The sequence below is a fragment of the Pseudomonas reactans genome, assembly GCF_013387025.1.
Classification (GTDB): Bacteria; Pseudomonadota; Gammaproteobacteria; order Pseudomonadales; family Pseudomonadaceae; genus Aquipseudomonas; species Aquipseudomonas reactans.
Window position 1 is genome coordinate 25,683 of record NZ_JACAQP010000027.1, and the last position, 21,407, is coordinate 47,089.

Annotated in this window: 18 protein-coding genes; 9 read left to right on the top strand and 9 right to left on the bottom strand. The window is 60.8% G+C overall.

The features are described from left to right. The first annotated feature begins 40 nt into the window (after window positions 1-40). Window positions 41-880 (top strand): xanthine dehydrogenase accessory protein XdhC, encoded by an 840-nt coding sequence (xdhC, locus tag HX793_RS21965; protein WP_177052326.1) that lies wholly within the window; start codon window positions 41-43, stop codon window positions 878-880. A 12-nt stretch (window positions 881-892) separates the two neighbouring features. Next, complete coding sequence (gene guaD, locus HX793_RS21970; RefSeq protein WP_177052327.1) at window positions 893-2,197, top strand: guanine deaminase; 1,305 nt, start codon at window positions 893-895, stop codon at window positions 2,195-2,197. Between the two features lie 139 nt (window positions 2,198-2,336). Here the strand turns inward: guaD and HX793_RS21975 are convergent, their stop codons facing one another. Then, the gene (locus HX793_RS21975; RefSeq protein ID WP_016979279.1) at window positions 2,337-3,101 is read right to left on the bottom strand and encodes a GntR family transcriptional regulator; all 765 of its coding nucleotides are present in this window, start codon (window positions 3,099-3,101) and stop codon (window positions 2,337-2,339) included. Between the two features lie 335 nt (window positions 3,102-3,436). Here HX793_RS21975 and HX793_RS21980 point away from each other — a divergent pair, with 335 nt between their 5' ends. Then, window positions 3,437-4,627: a benzoate/H(+) symporter BenE family transporter gene (locus tag HX793_RS21980; RefSeq protein WP_177052328.1), complete on the top strand. Its 1,191-nt coding sequence runs from the start codon at window positions 3,437-3,439 to the stop codon at window positions 4,625-4,627. A 37-nt stretch (window positions 4,628-4,664) separates the two neighbouring features. Here the strand turns inward: HX793_RS21980 and HX793_RS21985 are convergent, their stop codons facing one another. Further along, window positions 4,665-5,009 (bottom strand): YggL family protein, encoded by a 345-nt coding sequence (locus HX793_RS21985; RefSeq protein ID WP_016979277.1) that lies wholly within the window; start codon window positions 5,007-5,009, stop codon window positions 4,665-4,667. Between the two features lie 237 nt (window positions 5,010-5,246). On the opposite strand from HX793_RS21985, the gene dacB reads away from it, so the two are divergent. Next, window positions 5,247-6,707 (top strand): D-alanyl-D-alanine carboxypeptidase/D-alanyl-D-alanine endopeptidase, encoded by a 1,461-nt coding sequence (gene dacB, locus HX793_RS21990; protein WP_038847815.1) that lies wholly within the window; start codon window positions 5,247-5,249, stop codon window positions 6,705-6,707. Between the two features lies 1 nt (window position 6,708). Here dacB and HX793_RS21995 read toward each other — a convergent pair whose 3' ends face one another. Further along, on the bottom strand, window positions 6,709-9,141 hold the full coding sequence (locus tag HX793_RS21995; RefSeq protein ID WP_177095741.1) for a sensor domain-containing diguanylate cyclase: 2,433 nt from the start codon (window positions 9,139-9,141) through the stop codon (window positions 6,709-6,711). A 201-nt stretch (window positions 9,142-9,342) separates the two neighbouring features. Further along, window positions 9,343-11,607, bottom strand: coding sequence for a bifunctional 23S rRNA (guanine(2069)-N(7))-methyltransferase RlmK/23S rRNA (guanine(2445)-N(2))-methyltransferase RlmL (gene rlmKL, locus HX793_RS22000; RefSeq protein WP_016979274.1), 2,265 nt, complete (start codon window positions 11,605-11,607; stop codon window positions 9,343-9,345). 532 nt (window positions 11,608-12,139) lie between these two features. Between rlmKL and rmf the strand changes: the two genes are divergently transcribed. After that, window positions 12,140-12,355: a ribosome modulation factor gene (gene rmf, locus HX793_RS22005; RefSeq protein WP_002553055.1), complete on the top strand. Its 216-nt coding sequence runs from the start codon at window positions 12,140-12,142 to the stop codon at window positions 12,353-12,355. Between the two features lie 122 nt (window positions 12,356-12,477). Here rmf and HX793_RS22010 read toward each other — a convergent pair whose 3' ends face one another. The 5 genes from HX793_RS22010 to sctC all read right to left on the bottom strand — a co-directional run bounded on the left by HX793_RS22010 (window position 12,478) and on the right by sctC (window position 16,275). Next, complete coding sequence (locus HX793_RS22010) at window positions 12,478-13,503, bottom strand: quinone-dependent dihydroorotate dehydrogenase (protein ID WP_016979273.1); 1,026 nt, start codon at window positions 13,501-13,503, stop codon at window positions 12,478-12,480. Window positions 13,504-13,588: 85 nt separating this feature from the next. Beyond that, window positions 13,589-14,050, bottom strand: coding sequence for a transglycosylase SLT domain-containing protein (locus tag HX793_RS22015; RefSeq protein WP_016979272.1), 462 nt, complete (start codon window positions 14,048-14,050; stop codon window positions 13,589-13,591). Further along, window positions 14,043-14,459 carry a winged helix-turn-helix domain-containing protein gene (locus HX793_RS22020; protein ID WP_177095744.1) on the bottom strand — a complete coding sequence of 139 codons (417 nt, stop codon included), beginning with the start codon at window positions 14,457-14,459 and terminating at the stop codon, window positions 14,043-14,045. The genes HX793_RS22015 and HX793_RS22020 overlap by 8 nt, the downstream gene beginning before the upstream one ends. Before the next feature lie 127 nt (window positions 14,460-14,586). Further along, complete coding sequence (locus HX793_RS22025) at window positions 14,587-14,808, bottom strand: FliM/FliN family flagellar motor switch protein (RefSeq protein ID WP_016979270.1); 222 nt, start codon at window positions 14,806-14,808, stop codon at window positions 14,587-14,589. A 15-nt stretch (window positions 14,809-14,823) separates the two neighbouring features. After that, window positions 14,824-16,275, bottom strand: coding sequence for a type III secretion system outer membrane ring subunit SctC (gene sctC, locus HX793_RS22030; protein WP_438810858.1), 1,452 nt, complete (start codon window positions 16,273-16,275; stop codon window positions 14,824-14,826). Window positions 16,276-16,526: 251 nt separating this feature from the next. On the opposite strand from sctC, the gene HX793_RS22035 reads away from it, so the two are divergent. The 4 genes from HX793_RS22035 (at window position 16,527) to HX793_RS22050 (ending at window position 21,381) form a co-directional block, all read left to right on the top strand. Next, window positions 16,527-17,753, top strand: a complete 1,227-nt coding sequence (locus HX793_RS22035) for a CmpA/NrtA family ABC transporter substrate-binding protein (protein WP_177052330.1) — start codon at window positions 16,527-16,529, stop codon at window positions 17,751-17,753. A gap of 13 nt (window positions 17,754-17,766) precedes the next feature. Next, window positions 17,767-18,342 carry an ANTAR domain-containing response regulator gene (locus tag HX793_RS22040; protein ID WP_010208501.1) on the top strand — a complete coding sequence of 192 codons (576 nt, stop codon included), beginning with the start codon at window positions 17,767-17,769 and terminating at the stop codon, window positions 18,340-18,342. A gap of 157 nt (window positions 18,343-18,499) precedes the next feature. Then, window positions 18,500-19,711, top strand: a complete 1,212-nt coding sequence (locus HX793_RS22045; protein WP_016979267.1) for a nitrate/nitrite transporter — start codon at window positions 18,500-18,502, stop codon at window positions 19,709-19,711. Next, complete coding sequence (locus HX793_RS22050) at window positions 19,711-21,381, top strand: bifunctional protein-serine/threonine kinase/phosphatase (RefSeq protein WP_177095802.1); 1,671 nt, start codon at window positions 19,711-19,713, stop codon at window positions 21,379-21,381. The genes HX793_RS22045 and HX793_RS22050 overlap by 1 nt, the downstream gene beginning before the upstream one ends. The last annotated feature ends 26 nt before the right edge of the window (window positions 21,382-21,407 follow it).

Here is a 21,407-nt window from a genome sequence, read left to right on the forward strand (position 1 = left end):
CGAAGACGGCCGAACTGACAACAGAAATGTTGAGGTAGACATGAACAACTGGATCAGCGCCCTCGCCGACCTGCAGAACCGGGGTGAACCCTGCGTATTGGTAACCATCATCGAAGAACTCGGCTCCACGCCGCGCAATGCCGGTTCGAAGATGGTGATCAGCGCCGCGCAAACCTTCGACACCATCGGCGGCGGGCACCTGGAATACAAGGCGATGCAGATCGCCCGCGACATGCTCGTACGCGGTCAGCAGAACACCCACCTTGAGCGCTTCAGCCTGGGCGCCAGCCTGGGCCAGTGCTGCGGCGGCGTGACCGTGCTGCTGTTCGAACCCATGGGCCAGGTGCAGGCGCAGATCGCGGTGTTTGGCGCCGGCCACGTCGGCCGCGCGCTGGTACCGTTGCTGGCCAGCTTGCCGTGCCGGGTGCGCTGGATCGACTCCCGTGAACAGGAGTTTCCAGAACATATCCCTCAGGGCGTGCGTAAAATCGTCAGCGAAGAGCCGGTCGACGAAATTGCCGACCTGCCAGTGGGCAGTTACTGCATCGTCATGACCCATAATCACGCGCTGGACCTGGAACTCACCGCCGCCCTGCTCAAGCGCAATGACTTCGCCTACTTCGGCCTGATCGGCTCGAAGACCAAGCGGGTCAAGTTCGAACACCGTCTGCGTGATCGCGGCTTCGACGCCGCACAGTTGCAACGCATGCGCTGCCCCATGGGCCTCACCGAGGTGAAGGGCAAGTTGCCGGTGGAAATCGCCATCTCCATCGCCGGCGAAATCATCGCCACCTATAACGCCAATTTCGGCCAGCACACCGCCAGCGCCGAACCTATTGCCAAACTGCTGCCGGCTTCACGTCGCAGCCAAGCCCTTTGAATTGAGATCACCATGCCTTTGACTCGCAAAGCCTACCGTGCCGCCCTTCTGCACAGCATCGCCGACCCTGCTGAAGTGGGGATCGACGCCTCCTACGAATATTTCGAAGATGGCCTGCTGGTGATCGAAAACGGTCAGATCAGTGCTGTTGGTCATGCCAGCGATTTGCTGCCAACTCTGCCTGCCGACATCGAAATCACCCATTACCAGGACGCACTGATCACGCCCGGCCTGATCGACACCCACATCCACCTGCCGCAAACCGGCATGGTCGGCGCCTATGGCGAGCAGTTGCTGGACTGGCTCAACACCTACACCTTCCCGTGCGAAAGCCAGTTCGCCGACAAGGCCCACGCCGAAGAAGTCGCGGATATTTTCATCAAGGAACTGCTGCGCAATGGCACCACCACCGCGCTGGTGTTTGGCAGCGTGCACCCACAGTCAGTGAATGCGTTCTTTGAAGCCGCCGAGAAACTCGACCTGCGCATGATCGCCGGCAAGGTGATGATGGACCGCAATGCGCCGGACTACCTGACCGACACCGCCGAATCCGGCTACCAGGAAAGCAAGGCGCTGATCGAACGCTGGCACGGCAAGGGTCGCCTGCACTACGCGGTCACCCCACGTTTTGCACCGACCAGCACACCCGAGCAACTGGCGCTGGCTGGGCAACTGCTGGGGGAATACCCGGACCTGTACATGCAGACTCACATCAGTGAGAACAAGCAGGAAGTCGAGTGGGTGAAGGAACTGTTCCCGGAGCGCAAAGGCTATCTGGATGTGTACGACCACTACAAACTGCTGGGCGAGCGCTCGGTGTTTGCCCATGGCGTGCACCTGTGTGATGACGAATGTGCGCGGTTGGCGCAAACCGGTTCGGCTGTCGCGTTCTGCCCGACCTCGAACTTCTTCCTCGGCAGCGGTTTGTTCAACCTGCCGATGGCTGAGAAGCACAAACTGAATGTGGGCTTGGGCACGGACGTGGGCGGCGGCACCAGTTTCTCGCTGCTGCAAACCCTGAACGAAGCCTACAAGGTCATGCAATTGCAGGGCGCGCGGTTGAGCCCGTTCAAATCGCTTTACCTGGCAACGCTGGGCGGCGCGCGTGCATTGCGCTTGGAAGACAAGATCGGCACGTTGCAACCGGGCACCGATGCGGACTTCCTGGTACTGGACTACAACGCGACGCCGCTGCTGAGCTATCGCCTGAAGCAGGCGAAGAACATTGCCGAGACGTTGTTTGTGCTGATGACGCTGGGGGATGACCGGACGGTGTTGCAGACCTATGCGGCCGGGCAGCTGGTGCACCAGCGCTAGTCCCAAGAACACCATAAAACAAATGTGGGAGCGGGCTTGCTCGCGAATGCGGGGTGTCAGTCAACAGATGTATTGACTGATCCACCGCATTCGCGAGCAAGCCCGCTCCCACATTTTTGTCCCCGGTGAATCAGGGAAATTACAGCTTTATTGAGGAGCGACCCGGCTTCTTGGTCTGCAACAAATGCGAGAACACTGCATGCAGATCATCCGACGCGCTCTCTTCATCGAGGTTGAGCTTGCTGTCGATGTGGTCCATGTGATGCATCATCAGGTTCACCGCCAACACCGCGTCCCGCGCTTCGATCGCATCGATCAGTTGGGTATGCTCGTCGTAGGAGCAGTGCGAGCGGTTGCCGCTTTCGTACTGAGCGATGATCAATGAGGTCTGGGACACCAGGCTGCGCTGGAAGCTGATCAGCGGCGCGTTCTTCGCCGCTTCGGCCAGCTTGAGGTGGAATTCGCCGGAGAGGCGGATACCGGCGCCACGATCGCCACGGGAGAAGCTGTCGCGCTCGTCGTTGACCATCTGGCGCAGCTCGGCCAGTTGTTCGGCCGTAGCGTGTTGTACCGCCAACTCGGTGATCGCCCGCTCCACCAGACGCCGCGCAAGGAACACCTGGCGGGCTTCTTCGACGCTCGGGCTGGCCACCACCGCACCGCGATTGGGCCGCAGCAGTACCACGCCTTCATGGGCCAGGCGCGACAAGGCGCGGCGAATGATGGTGCGGCTCACGCCGAAGATTTCGCCCAGTGCCTCTTCACTCAATTTGGTGCCGGGTGCCAGGCGTTGTTCGAGGATCGCCTCGAAGATATGCGCGTAGACGATATCGTCCTGGGTTCCGCTGCGACCGGCCTTGCCGGCTCGCGGTTGTTTCTTGAGAGGTTGCAACTGTTCGTTCATGGGCACTCGGGTTTGGAGAACGGCGGCGAATTAACGGTAATACGGCAACAGCGGGTCGCTGGCAAGTATCACCTAAAAACAGGGCACATTGTACACAACCGGATGCGCCAACACACTGTACGGCTGTTTGCGGCGTCGGCTGTATTGCAATGAGTCGTTACGTTTGAGTTTAGGCTTGAATCCAAGATTTCCCATGAACGACATCCCACTGTAGGAGCGAGCTTGCTCGCGAAGAACCTGAGAGCGCCACGACCATCCCGTATGCCCGCGTCAGCATTGACGTTTTTCGCGAGCAAGCTCGCTCCTACAGTAGTCTAGCCAAGGAACACCTCTTGATGACTGACGCCGCCCAAGCGCCTCTGCGCCCATTGGCCGACACCTCTCCCTCGGCCATCGTCGCCGGCTTCATCGCCATGATGACCGGCTACACCAGCTCCCTGGTCCTGATGTTTCAGGCCGGGCAAGCCGCCGGTTTGACCACGGCGCAGATTTCTTCATGGATCTGGGCGATTTCCATCGGCATGGCGGTGTGCAGCATCGGCTTGTCCCTGCGCTATCGCACGCCGATCACCATTGCCTGGTCGACGCCGGGCGCGGCACTGCTGATCACCAGCCTGGGCGGCGTGAGTTATGGCGAGGCCATCGGTGCCTACATCACCTGTGCGGTGCTGGTGACGATCTGCGGGCTGACCGGCAGCTTTGAAAAACTGGTCAAGCGCATCCCGGCGTCACTGGCGGCGGCCTTGTTGGCGGGGATTCTGTTCAAGATCGGCAGCGAAATCTTCGTCGCCGCGCAGCATCGCACCGGGCTGGTGCTGGGGATGTTCTTCACTTATCTGGTGATCAAGCGCCTGTCGCCGCGTTATGCGGTGCTGGCGGCATTGGTGATCGGCACCGTATTGTCCGGATTGATGGGGTTGCTGGACTTCAGTGGTTTTCACCTGGAAGTGGCGACGCCGGTGTGGACCACGCCGCACTTCTCGCTGGCTGCCACCATCAGCATCGGCATCCCGTTGTTCGTCGTGGCGATGACATCCCAGAACATGCCCGGCGTCGCCGTGCTCAGGGCCGACGGTTACAACGTACCCGCCTCGCCGCTGATCACCGCCACCGGCCTGGCCTCATTGGTGCTGTCGCCGTTCGGCTCCCACGGCATCAACCTGGCAGCGATCAGCGCGGCCATCTGCACCGGTCCCCATGCTCATGAAGACCGTAACAAGCGCTACACCGCCGCCGTGTGGTGCGGGGTGTTCTACGGGATTGCCGGGGTGTTTGGCGCGACCTTGGCGGCCTTGTTCGCAGCTTTGCCCAAGGAACTGGTGCTGTCGATTGCGGCATTGGCACTGTTTGGCTCGATCATCAATGGCTTGAGCATCGCCATGAATGAGCCGAAGGAACGGGAAGCGGCGCTGATCACCTTTATGGTTACCGCGTCTGGCTTGACGCTGTTTTCCATCGGGTCGGCGTTCTGGGGAATCGTGGCGGGGGTGTTGACGTTGCTGATCCTGAACTGGCGCAAGGTATAAAAAAACGGCGACCCTGAGGTCGCCGTTTTTTTCAGTATCACTTAGCCGCGTTGATCGGCTTTTCCGGATACCACACGTCCAGCAGCGGGCTGACTTCAGCCTTGGTCAGCTCGGAACGGGTTTTCAGCCAGGCTTCAACAGCAGCACGCTGCTCTTCGGAGACCGAGCCGCGCTTCTGCAGGCAAACCAGACCGAAGTCATCGCCGCCCACATAGCCCAGACCGTTGGCTTCCATGGCTTCTTTGATGAATGCTTCGAGGAAAGCGTCGATAGCTTCTTCACTCAGGCCTTCGTTGAAGTCCAGGTTCAGTTCGAAACCCAGCTCTTGAAATTCATCAACGCACAGTTTTTTGCGCAGACGCTGGGAACGGTTAGTCGCCATTGGAACAATCCTCATAAGTAATAACGGGCGGCACTTTAGCAGTTTAAGGCGGCGATTGCCCGACTCTCTGGGACAGGCGGCACTTTGCGTGTAAAAAAACGCCGAATTCCAGCTATCGTTCAGCTACAAGTGGATCCACCTTGGGGCATAATGCCGACACTTTCATGACCATTGAGGGATTTTTCTTATTTACCCCTCGCCTTTTTCACCCTCCTCAGCAGTAGGGTTTTACTTCTTATGATCAAATCTTTGCGTTCAGTGTTTTTTGCCGGTCTTATTCTGCCACTGGCCTTTTCCGTCTCCGCTGCCCCCGTCAACAACACCCTGCCGCCCAATGTTCAACAGGCGCTGGCCAAAGCCAAGCTGCAAAATACTGCGTTGTCCCTGGTGATGATCCCCCTGAATGGCCCGGGCACGCCCACCGTCTTCAACGCCGACGTGTCCGTGAACCCGGCCTCGACCATGAAGCTGGTCACCACGTACGCGGCCCTGGAAATGCTCGGCCCCAACCACCAGTGGAAAACCGAGTTCTACACCGACGGCACCCTCAGCGGTGGCGTGTTGCACGGCAACCTCTACCTCAAGGGCGGCGGCGACCCCAAGCTGAACATGGAAAAACTCTGGCTGCTGATGCGCGACCTGCGTGCCAACGGCGTGCAGCAAGTCACCGGCGACCTGGTGCTGGACCGTGGTTTCTTCAACCAGCCGCTGTTGCCGGAATTCAATGACGACGGCAACGACGAGAACAAACCGTTCCTGGTCAAGCCGGACGCGCTGCTGGTCAACCTCAAAGCCCTGCGTTTTGTAACGCGTAATGATTCCGGCCGCGTGCTGGTGTCAGTCGAACCGCCGATTGCGAGCATCCGCATCGACAACCAGGTCAAGGTCTCCAACGCCAAGCAGTGCACTGGCGATGTGCGCTACAACCCGGTCACCGCCGCCGATGGCAGCGTGACGGTCACGGTCAGCGGCCAATTGGCCGATGGCTGCAGCTCGCAGACTTATCTGTCCTTGCTCGATCACGCCACCTACACCGCCGGCGCCGTGCGGGCGATCTGGCAGGAACTGGGCGGCACCATCCAGGGCCGTGACATCCAGGCACCCGTGCCCAAGGATGCCAAGGTGCTGGCCCGGGCGTTCTCACCGGACCTGGCGGAAATCATCCGCGACATCAACAAATACAGTAACAACACCATGGCCCAGCAACTGTTCCTGAGCCTGGGCGCGCAGTTCCGCAACGACGCCGACGGCGACGATGCCAAGGCAGCCCAACGTGTGGTGCGCCAGTGGCTGGCGAAGAAAGGCATCACCGCGCCGCACCTGGTGATGGAGAACGGCTCTGGCCTGTCGCGTGCCGAACGCGTCAGCGCCCGTGAAATGGCGGCCATGCTGCAAGCCGCGTGGAAAAGCCCTTACGCCGCAGAGTACATCAGCTCGATGCCGATCGCCGGCACCGACGGCACCATGCGCAAACGCCTGAAGACCACTGCCATGCGCGGCGAAGCCCACGTCAAGACAGGTACTTTGAACACCGTACGTGCCATCGCCGGGTTCAGCCGCGACAACAACGGCAATACCTGGGCCGTGGTGGCGATCCTCAACGATCCGAAGCCATGGGGCGCTTCGTCGGTGCTGGATCAGGTGTTGCTGGATTTGTATCGCCAGCCGAAGGTGGTGGCGGCCGCTCCGGTACTCTGATTTATTGAACGGGACCGCTGCGCACTCCAGCGGGAGCAAGCTCCCTCGCCACAACTTCCACCCGGTCCCTGCCCGCCTGCTTGGCCACATACACGGCCGAGTCGGCGCGTAGCAGCAACCCGTCAATGCCTTCATCCACCCGCCAGCTGGCCACGCCAAAGCTGGCGGTGACGATGCCCACCGGTTCCATCGGCGCACTGCGCAGCGACGTCCACAATTCCATCGCCAGGCTGTAGGCCTGTTCGCCATCGGTGTGCGGGCACAGCACCATGAACTCCTCGCCACCCAGGCGACAGAACACATCGGTGCGCCGCAGGCGCTGGCTGATGCGTTTGCACAACTCCTGCAACACCCCATCGCCGACGGCGTGTCCGTGCTGGTCATTGATGCGTTTGAAGTGATCGATATCCAGCATGATCACCGACAAGTTGCCCGAAGTCCGGTTGAGCCTCACCATCTCGGCCTTGAGGCGATCCTGGAAATAGCGGCGGTTATGGATGCCAGTCAAAGAGTCGGTGATGGAGAGCGCACGCAGTTCTTCTTCCACCCGCTTCAAATCGGAAATATCCGACACGTAGCCATGCCACAACGTACCGCCTGCGGGTAATTCTTCCGGAGTCGCCTCGCCCCGAATCCAACGCAGGCCGCGTTGCGGCAACAGCACGCGGTATTCCTCGCGCCAATGGCTCAACTGCAATGCTGACAAGCGGATCGAAGCACGCACGCGTTCCGCATCCAGCGGGTGGATGCGCTCGAAGACCTGCTTCGCATCCTGCTGCAACACATTCGGTTCGATTTCATAGATGTCGCGCATGCCGTCGCTGGCGTAGATGAATTTCCAGTTGTCCTGGGGTTCCAGGGTGAACTGGAAGATCCCGCCGGGCACATGGGCGCTGAGTTTCTTGAGCAGGCGGTCGCGGGCCGCCAAGGCCTCGTAGGCACGTTTCTGTTCGGTAATGTCCAGGTAGATCGCCAGGTGGCCGATCCACAAACCATGGTCGTCCAGCAACACCGTGGCCAGCATGTTCACAGTCAACTGGGTGCCGTTTTCGCGGATCAAGGTCCATTCGCGGGCTTCGTGCAGCGTGTCCGGGCTCTCTACCAGCATCGCCTGGCTGGCGGGAATACGCTTGCCCAACGCCACACTCAGGCTGGCTGCGCGCGCTTCCAGCTCCGACGCCAGGTGCAGGCTTTCCAAGGTGTGGGTGCCCATCACGTGCTCGGCCTTGAAACCCAACATCTGCTCGGCACCGGCGTTGAAGGTATTGATCACGCCGCGCAGGTCGGTGGCAATGATCGCCACCTGGGTCGCGGCATTCAGCACACTGCGCAATTGGCCATGGGCGCCACGCAATTCCTGTTCACGCAGGCGCAACTGGGCAGTGCGTTGTTCCACCAGCTTCACGGCGCGCTGGCGTTGGCTGACCAGCACATAAAGCAAGGCACTGAGCAGCAGGCTGAGCAGGCCGCCCATGGTCAGGATGGTGTTCAGCGAGGAATGGTTGGCTTGGTCGAACACTTGGCTGGGGCGCAGTTTCAAGGCGTACACATGGTCGCCGAGCGTGAGACGACGCGCACCGACCAGGTCGCTGCTGCCTACATCATTGCTGGATTCGAAGAGCACGCGCTTCTGCAGGTCGGACGTGTCGATGATCTGCATCACCAGGTTGTCCCGCTCCGGCTTGGGCAGACCGTCGGCCACCAGTTGGCGCATGCTGATCACCGCCATCACATAACCATAGGGCTCGTTCTGCGACTGATCGGAGGTGGGCAGGTGGCTCACCGGCGCAACCAGTAAAACTCCGGTGGCATACGCCGGCTCCACTCCCACCAATTGCATGGGCTGGGACACTGCCAGCTTGCCGGTCTTTTGTGCACGTTCAAGGGTTGAGCGGCGCAGAGGCTGGGCCAAAAGATCAAAGCCAAGGGGCGCGCCCAACAGGCTTTGGGTCTGGCTGTACAGCACTGGCACGTATTCGTCACGCTCTGGCGCAGGGGCCAGCTCACCGGCTGTATTCAGTTCACGGATCACGAAAGGTAGGCCGCGCTGGCTGGAGACGTCTTGCTCAAACTGGCTGCGCTGTTCGCGATACACCCGTGGCGCCCAGGAGTAAGCGCGAGCGCGCAATAACAGGGGCTGGGCAAAACCGTCGAATTCTTCGCGAGACACATCATCGGAGTTGACGAAGAAGCGCCGCAGGCTGTTCAGCCGTTGCTCCTGGTCTTCGAAACGCTCCTGCAGGCGGGTGTAGCGCTCATTGACCAGCAACTGAAAGCGCTGGCGCACCTGTTGCTGATAGAGGTCGGCAGCCGCCCAGGCGACAATCGCCGTCAAGGCAAACCCTGCCAACAACACCACCAATGCCACCAGCCAAGCCGACGCCTGCTCACTGATAAAGCCTAGGATTTTCGGGCGAACGGCTTGCAACGGCATAGGCAACACTCACAACGCCAGCGTGCGGGGGGTGTCACTTTGGCTAGGCCTTAAGTTATAGCCATCGGCCCGGTATTTGACCAGCCAAAAGAACTGTAGGAGCGAGCTTGCTCGCGAAGAACTTGAAGGCGCCGCGTTTATTCAGAAAAAACGCGTCGTTCTTGAGTTTTTCGCGAGCAAGCTCGCTCCTACAAGGGGCGATCAGCGTGCGGTGATTTTCCACGCCCGATGGATCTTCGCGTTGCGCGCAAAATCCGGGTCGATGGTCTTGTCGCTGATTTCCTCGACCGCATAACGTTCGCTGAGGTTGTCCTCCAGCGCGAACTTGCGGAAGTTGTTCGAGAAGTACAGCACGCCGCCCGGTGCCAGGCGCGCCATGGCCAGGTCGAGCAACTGCACGTGGTCGCGCTGTACGTCGAATATGCCTTCCATGCGCTTGGAGTTGGAGAAGGTCGGCGGGTCGATGAAGATCAGGTCGAACTCATCGCGGCTGGCCTCCAGCCACGCCATTACGTCACCCTGCTCCAGGCGGTTCTTGTCGGAGAAACCGTTGAGCGAGAAGTTGCGACGCGCCCAATCCAGGTAAGTCTTCGACAAATCAACGCTGGTAGTGCTGCGCGCGCCGCCCTTGGCTGCATGCACGCTCGCGGTGGCGGTGTAGCAATACAGGTTGAGGAAACGCTTGCCCGCCGCTTCTTTCTGGATGCGCATGCGCATCGGGCGGTGGTCGAGGAACAGGCCGGTGTCGAGGTAGTCGGTGAGGTTGACCAGCAACTTCACGCCGCCTTCGCTGACTTCGGTGAATTTGCCCTGGGCGCTCTGGCGCTCGTACTGCTTGGTGCCGCTCTGACGCTCGCGACGCTTGACCACCACGCGGCTCTTGTCGATGTTCAGCGCCTGGGGAATCGCCGCCAGCGCATCGAACATACGCGCGGAGGCTTTTTCCGGGTCGATGGATTTCGGCGCGGCATACTCCTGCACATGCACCCAATCGTGGTACAGGTCGATAGCCATGGAGTATTCCGGCATGTCGGCGTCGTACACACGGTAGCAATCCACGCCTTCACGCTTGGCCCACTTGCCCAGCAGCTTGAGGTTCTTCTGCAGGCGGTTGGCGAACATCTGCCCGCCTTCACTCAGGCGCGCCTGCTCGACCACCGGGGCCGGAGCAGGTTTGATCGGGTTGCCGTTCTTGTTGTACTGGCGCTCTTGCGGCTCGGCCGGGGCTTGGTCGTAAGCGGCTTGCTCACGTTCGGCCTGGCGCTGTTCCGGGGTGCGACGCTCGCCGGTGACAAACTGGTCTGGGTTGACTTTGATCAGCAGCAACTTGCACGGCAATGCGCCGTTCCAGAACGAATACTGTTTGTGGCTGCGAATGCCCATGCGTTTGCCCAGGTCCGGCGCGCCGGTGAACACCGCCGCCTCCCAGCCCATGCACGCCTGGCGCAGGCGCTCACCGAGGTTCTGGTAGAGGTACAACAGGCTGGCTTCGTCGCCCAGACGCTCGCCGTACGGCGGGTTGCAGATGACCAGGCCTTTCTGGTTCTGGTCCGGACGCGGCTCGAAGGTGCCGACTTCGCCCTGGTACACCTTGATCCAATGGCTCAGGCCTGCGCGCTCGATGTTGTTGCGTGCGGGTTGGATAAGGCGTGGATCGGCTTCGTAGCCTCGGATCCACAGGGGCGGCTTGTTCATGCCGATGGCGGCGCGTTCGGCAGCCTCTGCGTGCAGCTTCTTCCACAGCGCCGGGACGTGGCCCAGCCAGGTGGTGAAACCCCACAGTTCGCGGTTGAGGTTGGGCGCCATGTCGGCGGCAATCATCGCGCCTTCCACCAGAAAGGTGCCCACGCCGCACATCGGGTCGCTCAGCGCGCCGCCTTCAGCGGCAATGCGCGGCCAGCCTGCACGGATCAGGATCGCGGCCGCCAGGTTTTCCTTCAACGGTGCCGCACCCTGCTGCAGACGGTAACCGCGCTGGTGCAGGCTGTGGCCGGACAGGTCGAGGGACAGGATGGCTTCGCCACGGTCCAGGCGCAGGTGGATGCGCAGGTCCGGGTTGATCTTGTCGATGGACGGGCGTTCGCCGGTCGGGGTGCGCAGCTTGTCGACGATCGCATCCTTGACCTTCAGCGCGCCGAAGTGGGTGTTGTCGATGCCCGAACCGTGACCACTGAACTCAACGGCCAGGGTGCCGTCCGGGACCATGTGGTCGGCCCACTCGATGTCCAGCACGCCGTGGTAGAGGTCTTCGGCGTCCTTCATCGGGAAGCGCTTGAGCACCAGCAGCACGCGGTTGGCCAGGCGCGACCATAGGCAGAGGCGGTAGGCGGTTTCCATGTCGGCCATGCCGCGCACGGCCGAGGTGTGCTCGCGGGCTTCCTCAAGGCCAAGCCCGACGGCTTCCTCGATCAGCAGGCCTTCGAGGCCCTTGGGGCAGGTGAGGAAGAGTTCAAAACGGTCCGACATGGGGCATTCCAGGCTTTTCAGCAATAAATGAACGGGCGACGCATCGCCAGCTCGGTTTTCAATCAAGCACTTTTCTTGAAGAGTGCTCGCGTGGCACGAATGTGCCGTCCCACCCCGTCCGACAGGCGCTTGGGCCTTTATTGACGGGGCAGATAAACAATTAGCTGTAACAAAAAGAAATATTCCGACCCTTCGTCGAATAATAACCGACTGCAACGGGCGGGCATTCTCACTAAAGGATTAAACCCATCCTCTTTGCAGGGTGCATCATAGCTGGGTTTGCCACACAAATGGGGCGAAAAGCCATCCCAGCTTATGGCTATAGCATCGTTATCGTTACGTGCTTATGACAAAACGATCATTGAATCCATGTGACCTATTGGTTAGAACTCAACACAGGTTGGCGCCGTAACGACGCCGACACATAGGCTCGCCACGCCGGCAGCGAGCCCACCAACGGCAGAAAAACTCTGCCCGGCCTCGGACGAGGCCGAAGGATATCAAGACAGTCAACAAGTGAGGGAAACACCCTATGAGAAGACTTAAGCGTGATCCGTTGGAAAGAGCATTTTTACGCGGATATCAATATGGCGTTCATGGCAAATCCCGTGAGCTTTGCCCATTTACTCTACCGTCGGTACGCCAAGCCTGGATCAACGGCTGGCGAGAAGGACGCGGCGACAACTGGGACGGTATGACTGGCACTGCGGGCATCCACAGACTCAACGAACTTCACGCCGTCGGCTAATCAAGGGCAACTTATTCCGACACCACCTTTGAATATGTAACGACTTACCATGCACGCCCCATCCGGGCGGCGGGCTTCGGCCCAGGGGGCTCCTTAAGGGAGCCCTTTTTAATGGGTCCAGTTCAGGCTTTTGGCAGTGCTGCGATAGCGTCCACCGACTGGCGGATCAACGCCGGACCCTTGTAGATAAAGCCGGAGTACAACTGGACCAGGCTGGCACCCGCAGCGATCTTCTCGGCTGCGTGCTTGCCTTCGGTGATGCCACCGGCGGCGATGATCGGCAAACGTCCAGCCAGCTCGGCGGCCAGCACCTTGACGATATGGGTGCTTTGCTCACGTACCGGCGCCCCCGAAAGACCGCCTGCCTCATCACCATGGGCCAGGCCTTCGACACCCACGCGGCTGAGGGTGGTGTTGGTCGCGATCACCGCGTCCATGCCGGAGTCCACCAAGGCTTGGGCGACCAGTACGGTTTCTTCGTCGCTCATGTCCGGGGCAATCTTGATCGCCAGCGGCACGCGCTTGCCGTGGCGCACGGCCAGATCTTCCTGGCGCTGGCGCAGCGCTTCAAGCAGTTGCTTGAGAGAGTCACCGAACTGCAGGCTGCGCAGGCCCGGGGTGTTGGGCGAGCTGACGTTGACCGTTACGTAGCTGGCGTGGGCATAGACCTTGTCCAGGCATATCAGGTAATCGTCGACGGCACGCTCGACCGGCGTATCGAAGTTCTTGCCGATATTGATACCGAGGATGCCCTTGTACTTCGCCGCCTGAACCCGCGACAGCAGATGATCAACGCCCAGGTTGTTGAAGCCCATACGGTTGATGATCGCCTCGGCCTCCGGCAGGCGGAAGATGCGCGGCTTGGGGTTGCCCGGCTGTGGTCGTGGGGTCACGGTGCCGATTTCGACGAAACCGAAACCCAGCTGTGAAAAGCCATCGATGGCCGCACCGTTTTTATCCAGGCCAGCCGCCAACCCGACCGGATTGGGGAAGTCGAGCCCCATCACCGACACCGGCATTTTTGCCGGAGCCTTGCATACCAGGCCATTGAGCCCCAGGCGTCCACCCGCACCGATCAGGTCCAGGGACAGATCGTGGGAAGTTTCCGGGGAAAGTTTGAACAACAGCTGGCGGGCCAGGGTATACATGGGCGGGCTAGACTCGGAGGCGGCGAAAGGTGGCGGCGATTATAGCCGGGGTGACAGGTAGCGCGCGAGGCGTGAACCTCAATCGTCAGTAACGGTGCGCGACCAACTGCTCGTAATACGCCCAGATTTTCTGTGCATATTGCAGGCGCAACGCCTCACGCTCGGGCCCGGAGCCTGTCCCTACGTTGTAGGAACCCACTGCCGTCCAGTTGTAGCCAAAGCGCTGGATGAACTCGGCCAGGATCGACGCTCCCACCTCAATTGACAGACAGGGCTCATTGATCAAGCGATCCTCGGTAATACCCTGCTTGAGCAAGCGTGGCAGGTGAATGCTGTTGATCTGCATCAGGCCGATGTCCCGCGTGCCATTACGGTTGGCGTGATTCATCGCTTGCGCACGATTACCCGACTCCACGACCGCGATCGCCTGCAGCAACTCCGGCTCGATGCTGTATTGACTGGCAGCCTCCTCCCAGCAGTAGGCCAACGCTTGATTGCTGGTCATCAAGGCAACCAGCAGCCAGCCCTTGATCCAGAACCTAGCCACGTTTCAACACCCCCTGGCTGACTCGGCCACAAGCGGAACACACCTGCTCCGCACGCCCCGACACGGCACTCACCGGACAGGTGAAACGATACCCCCGACCGTAGATCGTCTTGATAAACCCCTTATCGGCACCAAGGTACTTGCGCAGCGAGTAAATGCAGCGGGTCAAGGACTCCTCGGCGACTTCTTCCTGGGGCCAGGCCAGTTCCAACAAGCGATCCTTGGTCATCAACGCACCACCGGAGACCAGCAACAGCCGTAACACCTGCCATTCCTTAGGCGGCAACTGGACATCCGAACCCTCCCCCGTCAGGCGACCATGGTCATGCAAAGTCCAATGCGCAAAAACCAGGGAAGTCGTCGTCCCTCCATCATCCATGACGCTACCCCGACCTGCGACTACTGACATTGACGTCCTCATTTCAATCACTGGCTCATGTGCCCACGTCATGACTATAAAAACCTGCCTCACTGCTCGCCCGAGGAAAAAACCCATACATCAGGCGTTTTTTTACATCGCGCCGTAGGACATTCCGCTACCCTCCTCCAGGCAACCACGTCTGATACACCTCATGCAGCTCAACCCCGAGCCGGTCTTCCAATTGCACCAACTCGCCCAACGCCAACAATTGCCCATTTACCCGGACCTCCACGCAATGGATGATCTGCGGCATCAATGGCAACACCTTCCCGGGCGCAAAGGCTGCCAGGCGCCTGCGGCTGATCAGTTGTTCCTGTAGAAGAATTTCCAGATGCATGGGTTAACACCTTGTTTACGGTGAAACATCGCGCTGCTGTCGTACAAACGCACGCTGAACATGTTGGTACTGCGTAGGCGTCAAAGGTGGCGGCTGGCCCGTCTCTTCAAGCCCCTTTGATTCGCTGCCCACCGGCCTGGCCTGGATGACAAACAAGCGCACTTGGGCCGGGCGACCAGCGCCCCGCCCTTCCGACTCCCGTTGAAACGTGCCCAACCATAGGCGCCTACCCGGTGGCAAACGCACCACACTGTTGACGCCGACTCGCCCAACCGCTGTGTTTCCCCCGCGCGGCTCCGCCACACTCGTCCGGCGGTCTTCTTCGACATCAAGGCGCATCTCGATCTGGTTAGCCTCGGCAAAACGCGGCAGCACACTCACCTGGGTGCCATAACGCACCGGTTTCCAGTCAGCGCGGTCATCTGTGCGGGCTGGCAGATAGAACGTATGGCTATCCTGGAACACCGCAGGCACGTTCTCCTGGGTGAGTATCACCGGCAAAGTGGTTACCTTCGCTCGTCGACGGCGTTCCAATGCACCGATTTTTGCCATGAGGCGGCTGTCGTCCAAAGGGGCCAAGACACGCGAGGCCGACGCCTGGGTTTCCCCATCCCAGTCCAGACCCAGCTTTTTCAGTTCGTCGCGCTCAACATCCACCAGCCACAGCGAGACCTCGATCTCTCGCTTGGGGATGTCGAGTTCCGCCACCAGTTTCTGGATGAAGTTCACCTGGGCCGGCTTGCCCTTGATCAACAGGCTGTTGCTATCCGGATAAGCGATCACGCCAAGGCTCTTGTCCGAGAGCGCCCCCTTGTACTCACTGGCCAGCAGGGTTTCGATCATCGACGCCATCCCCGGCACGGTGACCGGCTTGCCACCCGTGCCGTACTGTCGGTCCACCACATCGGCGTTGAGCACCTGGACGACTGCAAAGGACTGCGCGCCCACTCGCAGATCCCCCCTTTGCCGGTCCATCAACTGGGCCAGGCGCAGCACATGGTCGACGTAATTCGGTGGGCCGGATACATAGAACGTGCGCGTTCCGCTTTCACGCAGGGGATGGCGTGACTCATCAAGGCCCGATCGGCGCATCAGGCCACGCAGCCTGTCGACCGAGATATGCCGCAAGGTGACCGCAGAGCTTTTTGCCTCGCCGGCGTCATAGACATACAACGCCTGCCCATCGCTGTACCAGATCAACCCTTGTTCACGTGCAAGCGCCTCCAGGGCCTGCTGTGGCGCTTCGAAATCCAGGCTGGCACTGAGGCGTTTACGGGCGACCTCGCGACTGACGACAATGGGTAGCCCAAGTGGCTCCGACAGGGCGGTGAGCACGGTATACAGGCTTTCGTCCTTTGCCTGATAAAGCGCCCCCCAGGCCATTGCACTTCCCAGCAACAGTGCAGAAAACAACAACCCACGGCAGTACTGGCGGCAGGAAGTCGTTGCGAGAAAGTCGGCGTGCACCGTGGGGAGTTCCTGGACGATTGGGCATTGAAGGTGCGGCCATACTGAGAGCCCGTCCGCTTTCAATCATGATGGAAAGTTGATGAACCTCCAGACCCACCCAGCCGTGGCATGTGCCTTGCTATGAACTCTGTATCAGAGCACGCGCCAGCGGCGGCGCGAGCTGACGGACAAAGGCGTCGTTACCCGCGTTGGCTTACATCGCCATCTGAGGGAACGACGCTTTTTTTTGAAAGAAAAGGTAGGTGTTGATGAACGATTCGGTTGGCAACAGCCCGACGAACGACCCGCTGGCCTGGGTCAACGGCAGTGATGCACCGGAAAAAAGCAGCCTCGACCTAGGCTTCATTGCGTTGAGCGATTGCGCCTCGATGGTGGTGGCGGCCACCCAGGGCTTCGCTCAACCTTATGGGCTGACCTTGAACCTCAAGCGTCAATCGTCCTGGGCCAACTTGCGCGACAAACTGGTCAGCGGTGAACTGGACGCCGCCCATAGCCTGTACGGCCTGATCTACGCCGTGCACCTGGGCATCGGCGGTGTTGCACCCACCGATATGGCGGTGCTGATGGGGCTCAACCAGAACGGCCAGAGCATCAACCTGTCCCACGGTTTGCAACAACTGGGGGTGACCACTCCTGAGGCACTGGATCGCCACGTGCACCAAAGCCGAACAAAACTGACCTTCGCCCAGACATTTCCCACAGGCACCCATGCGATGTGGCTGTATTACTGGCTGGCAAGCCAGGGCATTCATCCATTACAGGATGTGGACAGCGTAGTGGTCCCACCACCGCAAATGGTTGCGCACCTGCAAGCCGGGCGCATCGATGGGTTTTGCGTCGGCGAGCCCTGGTGCGCCAGCGCGGTCAAACAGAACCAAGGGTTTACCCTGGCGACGACCCAGGCGATCTGGCCGGATCATCCGGAAAAGGTGCTCGGCTGCACCCAGGCGTTCGTGGATCAAAACCCGAACACGGCACGCGTGCTGGTGAGGGCAATCCTGGAAGCCAGTCGGTTTATCGAAGAAAGCCGCGAAAACCGCCGCTCCACCGCGCAACTGCTCAGTGGCTGCGACTACCTCGATGCCCCGCTCGACTGCATCGAGCCGCGCCTGCTGGGGACCTATGACGACGGCCTGGGCAATCAGTGGCAGGACCCCCACGCTCTGCGCTTCTTCGCCGGTGGCGAAGTAAACCTGCCGTACCTCTCCGATGGCATGTGGTTCATGACCCAGTTTCGGCGCTGGGGCCTGCTGCGTGAAGACCCCGACTACCTCGGCGTTGCGCGCCAGGTGCAACAGCTGGCGCTGTATCGCCAGGCAGCCGATGGACTGGGTATTGCCACGAACGACCAGGACATGCGCAGCAGCCAACTGATCGACGGCAAAATCTGGGACGGTTCCGACCCCGCCAGCTATGCCCGCAGCTTCCGGCTGCATGCGCTGGCCGATCCGACCCACCGCCAAGCCTTGCGCTGACAGGAGGACCTCCATGCTGCGAATCCTGCTGATCAACGACACCCCACGCAAGGTAGGCCGACTCAGGACTGCGCTGATCGAAGCCGGTTTTGACGTGATCGACGAGTCCGGCCTGACCATTGACCTGCCCGCACGCGTCGAAACGGTGCGCCCGGATGTGATCCTGATCGATACCGAGTCACCGGGGCGCGATGTGATGGAGCAAGTGGTGCTGGTCAGCCGTGACCAACCCCGGCCCATCGTGATGTTCACCGACGAACACGATCCGAACGTGATGCGCCAGGCGATCAAGTCCGGCGTCAGCGCCTACATCGTCGAAGGCATCCAGGCCCAGCGCCTGCAACCGATCCTTGATGTGGCCATGGCCCGTTTCGAAAGCGACCAGGCCTTGCGCGCGCAGCTTCAAGCCCGCGACCAGCAGTTGGCCGAGCGCAAGCGCATCGAGTTGGCCAAGGGCATGTTGATGAAAATGAAGGACTGCAACGAGGAAGAGGCCTACACCCTGATGCGCCGCCAGGCCATGAGCCGCCAGCAGAAGCTGATCCAGGTGGCGGAGCAGATTATCGCCATGAGCGAATTGCTCGGCTGATGTGGCGCAGCTCTTGCTAAGCATTCACCACAGGTAGCCAACGGCGGTTGCCCCTCCCCGACAAAGACGTCGCACACCCGGTTTGCCCTCGCGAACCCGGTGGCGGCGTTTTTTCGTTTTGGCCTTCTTGCAAGACTCCCAACCGTTGAGGTGCGTGATGAAATCAAGCTTCTGGAAATCCGGGCACACCCCGACCCTGTTTGCCGCGTTCCTGTATTTCGACCTGAGCTTCATGGTCTGGTACCTGCTGGGCCCCTTGGCGATACAGATTGCCGCCGACCTGCACCTGACCACTCAGCAGCGTGGCCTGATGGTCGCAACGCCGATCCTCGCGGGCGCGATTTTGCGCTTCTTGATGGGCATGCTGGCGGACAAGCTGTCGCCCAAGACTGCCGGCCTGATTGGCCAAGTGATTGTGATTTGCGCCCTGTTCGGCGCCTGGAAACTCGGGATTCATAGCTACGAACAAGCGCTGTTGCTGGGCGTGTTCCTTGGCATGGCCGGCGCCTCGTTTGCCGTTGCACTGCCGCTGGCCTCCCAGTGGTACCCGGCTGAACATCAGGGCAAGGCGATGGGTATCGCCGGTGCGGGGAACTCCGGCACCGTGTTCGCCGCGTTGCTGGCACCGGTATTGGCGGCCGCCTTTGGCTGGAGCAACGTGTTCGGCTTCGCGCTGATCCCCCTGGTGCTGACCCTGATCGTCTTTGCCTGGCTGGCACGCAATGCCCCGGAACGCCCGAAGGCCAAGTCCATGGCCGACTATTTCAAGGCCCTGGGTGACCGGGACAGTTGGTGGTTCATGTTTTTCTACAGCGTGACCTTCGGCGGCTTTATCGGCCTGGCAAGCGCCCTGCCCGGCTATTTCAATGACCAATACGGCCTGAGTCCGGTGACAGCCGGCTACTACACCGCCGCCTGCGTGTTCGGCGGCAGCCTGATGCGCCCGCTGGGCGGCGCGTTGGCGGACCGTTTCGGCGGGATTCGCACCTTGCTGGGCATGTACAGCGTAGCGGCGATCTGCATCGCGGCGGTGGGTTTCAACCTGCCGAGTTCCTACGCAGCGCTGGCGCTTTTCGTCTGCACCATGCTGGGTCTCGGCGCAGGAAATGGCGCAGTGTTCCAACTGGTGCCGCAGCGTTTCCGCCGTGAGATCGGCGTGATGACCGGCCTGATCGGAATGGCTGGCGGTATCGGCGGCTTTGCCCTGGCAGCCGGCATGGGCGCGATCAAACAAAGTACCGGCAGCTATCAGATGGCGTTGTGGTTGTTCGCCAGCCTGGGCGTATTGGCCTGGTTCGGCCTGCACGGCGTGAAGCGTCGCTGGAGAACCACCTGGGGCTCGGCTGCCGTGACGGCTGCGCGGGTCTGATGAGCCTGCAACTGAGCGTCGCCCAGGCCAGTGCCATTGGCCCTCGGGCGGAAAACCAGGACGCGTTGCGGGTGGTCACGCCCGTGGCCGAACTGGCGGCGAGCAAGGGCTACCTGTGCGCCATCGCCGACGGCGTGAGCCAGTGCGCCGACGGCGGCCTGGCTGCGCGCTCGACCTTGCAGGCACTGGCCCTGGATTACTACGCCACGCCGCAAACCTGGGGCGTGGCGCAGGCCCTGGAGCGTTTGTTGCTCGCGCAGAATCGCTGGTTGCAAGCCAATGGCGGTGGTCAGCCGCTACTCACCACTCTGAGTGCACTGGTGTTTCGCGGCCAGCGCTTTACCCTGGCGCATGTCGGCGATTGCCGGGTGTATCGTTGGCTCGACGGCCAATTGCAGCGCATCACCGAGGATCACGTTTGGGAGCAACCGGGCATGCAGCATGTGCTCAAGCGCGCCCTTGGCCTGGATCAACACCTGGTGGTGGATTTTCTGGATGGCCAGTTGCGTGAAGGCGAATGTTTCCTGCTGCTCAGTGATGGTGTGTGGGCAACCCTGGGCGATCACAGTATCCAGGCGATTCTGCGCGAGCAGACGGATATGGAATTGGCCGTCAACACCCTGGTGATTGCCGCGCACCTGGCCGGCAGCCAGGACAATGCCAGCGCGCTGCTCGTGCGTGTCGACACCCTTGGCGCAGCCACCCTCGGTGATGCGCTGGTGCAGTTGCAGCAATGGCCACTACCACCGCCATTGAAAGCCGGGCAGCATTTTGAAGGCTGGCAGGTGGAAAGCGTGTTGGCGCAAAGCCGGCAGTCATTGCTCTACCGGGTGCGCGATGCCCAGCAGCAACCGTGGCTGCTGAAAACCCTGCCGCTGAGCCGCGACGATGATCACGATGCCGGTCAGGCCTTGCTGTCGGAGGAATGGTTTCTGCGCCGGGTTGCGGGGCGAGCATTTCCTGAAGTGCATGCCGGCAACGGGCGTCAGCATTTGTACTACGTGATGCGTGAATATTCCGGCCAGACCCTGGCCGTACTGTTCCAGCATCAAGGCCCCTTGCCCTTGGCACAATGGCAGTCGATTGCCGAGCGTTTGCTACGGGCCGTGGGCATGCTGCATCGGCGGCAGATCCTGCATCGAGATATCAAGCCGGAAAACCTGCTGCTGGGGGACGACGGCGAATTGCGGGTGTTGGATTTCGGCCTGGCGTATTGCCCAGGCCTGTCGGAAGACCACGCCCATGCGCTGCCGGGCACGCCTAGCTTTATTGCACCTGAAGCCTTCAATGGCGAGCGTCCTACCCCACAACAGGACTTATACAGCGTCGGCGTCACCCTGTATTACCTGCTGACTGGACATTATCCCTACGGCGAAATCGAGGCCTTCCAACGTCCCCGGTTCACTCAGCCTGTCAGCGCCAGTCGCTACCGTCCCGACCTGCCGGATTGGCTGCCCCTCAGCCTGGAGAGGGCAGTCGCGGCCCAACCTGCACATCGCTACGAGACCGCCGAAGAATGGTTGCGGGTGCTGGAACAGGCTGACCGCCAGGAACTGAGCATCCGCCCCAAGCCGTTGCTGGAGCGCGAGCCGATTAAGGTCTGGCGCACCCTGGCGCTGCTGTCGATGCTGATCAACTTGGTACTGCTGTATTCACTTTTTCACAGCTGACGTCATCCCTGGACGAGGAAAACTCT

Coding starts and splice junctions, on each gene's coding strand:
- HX793_RS22050 (WP_177095802.1), top strand. CDS start 19,711: ATGAGCCTGCAACTGAGCGTCGCCCAGGCCAGTGCCATTGGCCCTCGG.
- HX793_RS22045 (WP_016979267.1), top strand. CDS start 18,500: ATGAAATCAAGCTTCTGGAAATCCGGGCACACCCCGACCCTGTTTGCC.
- HX793_RS22035 (WP_177052330.1), top strand. CDS start 16,527: ATGAACGATTCGGTTGGCAACAGCCCGACGAACGACCCGCTGGCCTGG.
- HX793_RS21980 (WP_177052328.1), top strand. CDS start 3,437: ATGACTGACGCCGCCCAAGCGCCTCTGCGCCCATTGGCCGACACCTCT.
- HX793_RS22040 (WP_010208501.1), top strand. CDS start 17,767: ATGCTGCGAATCCTGCTGATCAACGACACCCCACGCAAGGTAGGCCGA.
- rmf (WP_002553055.1), top strand. CDS start 12,140: ATGAGAAGACTTAAGCGTGATCCGTTGGAAAGAGCATTTTTACGCGGA.
- guaD (WP_177052327.1), top strand. CDS start 893: ATGCCTTTGACTCGCAAAGCCTACCGTGCCGCCCTTCTGCACAGCATC.
- HX793_RS22020 (WP_177095744.1), bottom strand. CDS start 14,459: ATGTCAGTAGTCGCAGGTCGGGGTAGCGTCATGGATGATGGAGGGACG.
- rlmKL (WP_016979274.1), bottom strand. CDS start 11,607: ATGTCGGACCGTTTTGAACTCTTCCTCACCTGCCCCAAGGGCCTCGAA.
- HX793_RS21995 (WP_177095741.1), bottom strand. CDS start 9,141: ATGCCGTTGCAAGCCGTTCGCCCGAAAATCCTAGGCTTTATCAGTGAG.
- HX793_RS22025 (WP_016979270.1), bottom strand. CDS start 14,808: ATGCATCTGGAAATTCTTCTACAGGAACAACTGATCAGCCGCAGGCGC.
- HX793_RS22010 (WP_016979273.1), bottom strand. CDS start 13,503: ATGTATACCCTGGCCCGCCAGCTGTTGTTCAAACTTTCCCCGGAAACT.
- dacB (WP_038847815.1), top strand. CDS start 5,247: ATGATCAAATCTTTGCGTTCAGTGTTTTTTGCCGGTCTTATTCTGCCA.
- xdhC (WP_177052326.1), top strand. CDS start 41: ATGAACAACTGGATCAGCGCCCTCGCCGACCTGCAGAACCGGGGTGAA.
- HX793_RS21975 (WP_016979279.1), bottom strand. CDS start 3,101: ATGAACGAACAGTTGCAACCTCTCAAGAAACAACCGCGAGCCGGCAAG.
- HX793_RS21985 (WP_016979277.1), bottom strand. CDS start 5,009: ATGGCGACTAACCGTTCCCAGCGTCTGCGCAAAAAACTGTGCGTTGAT.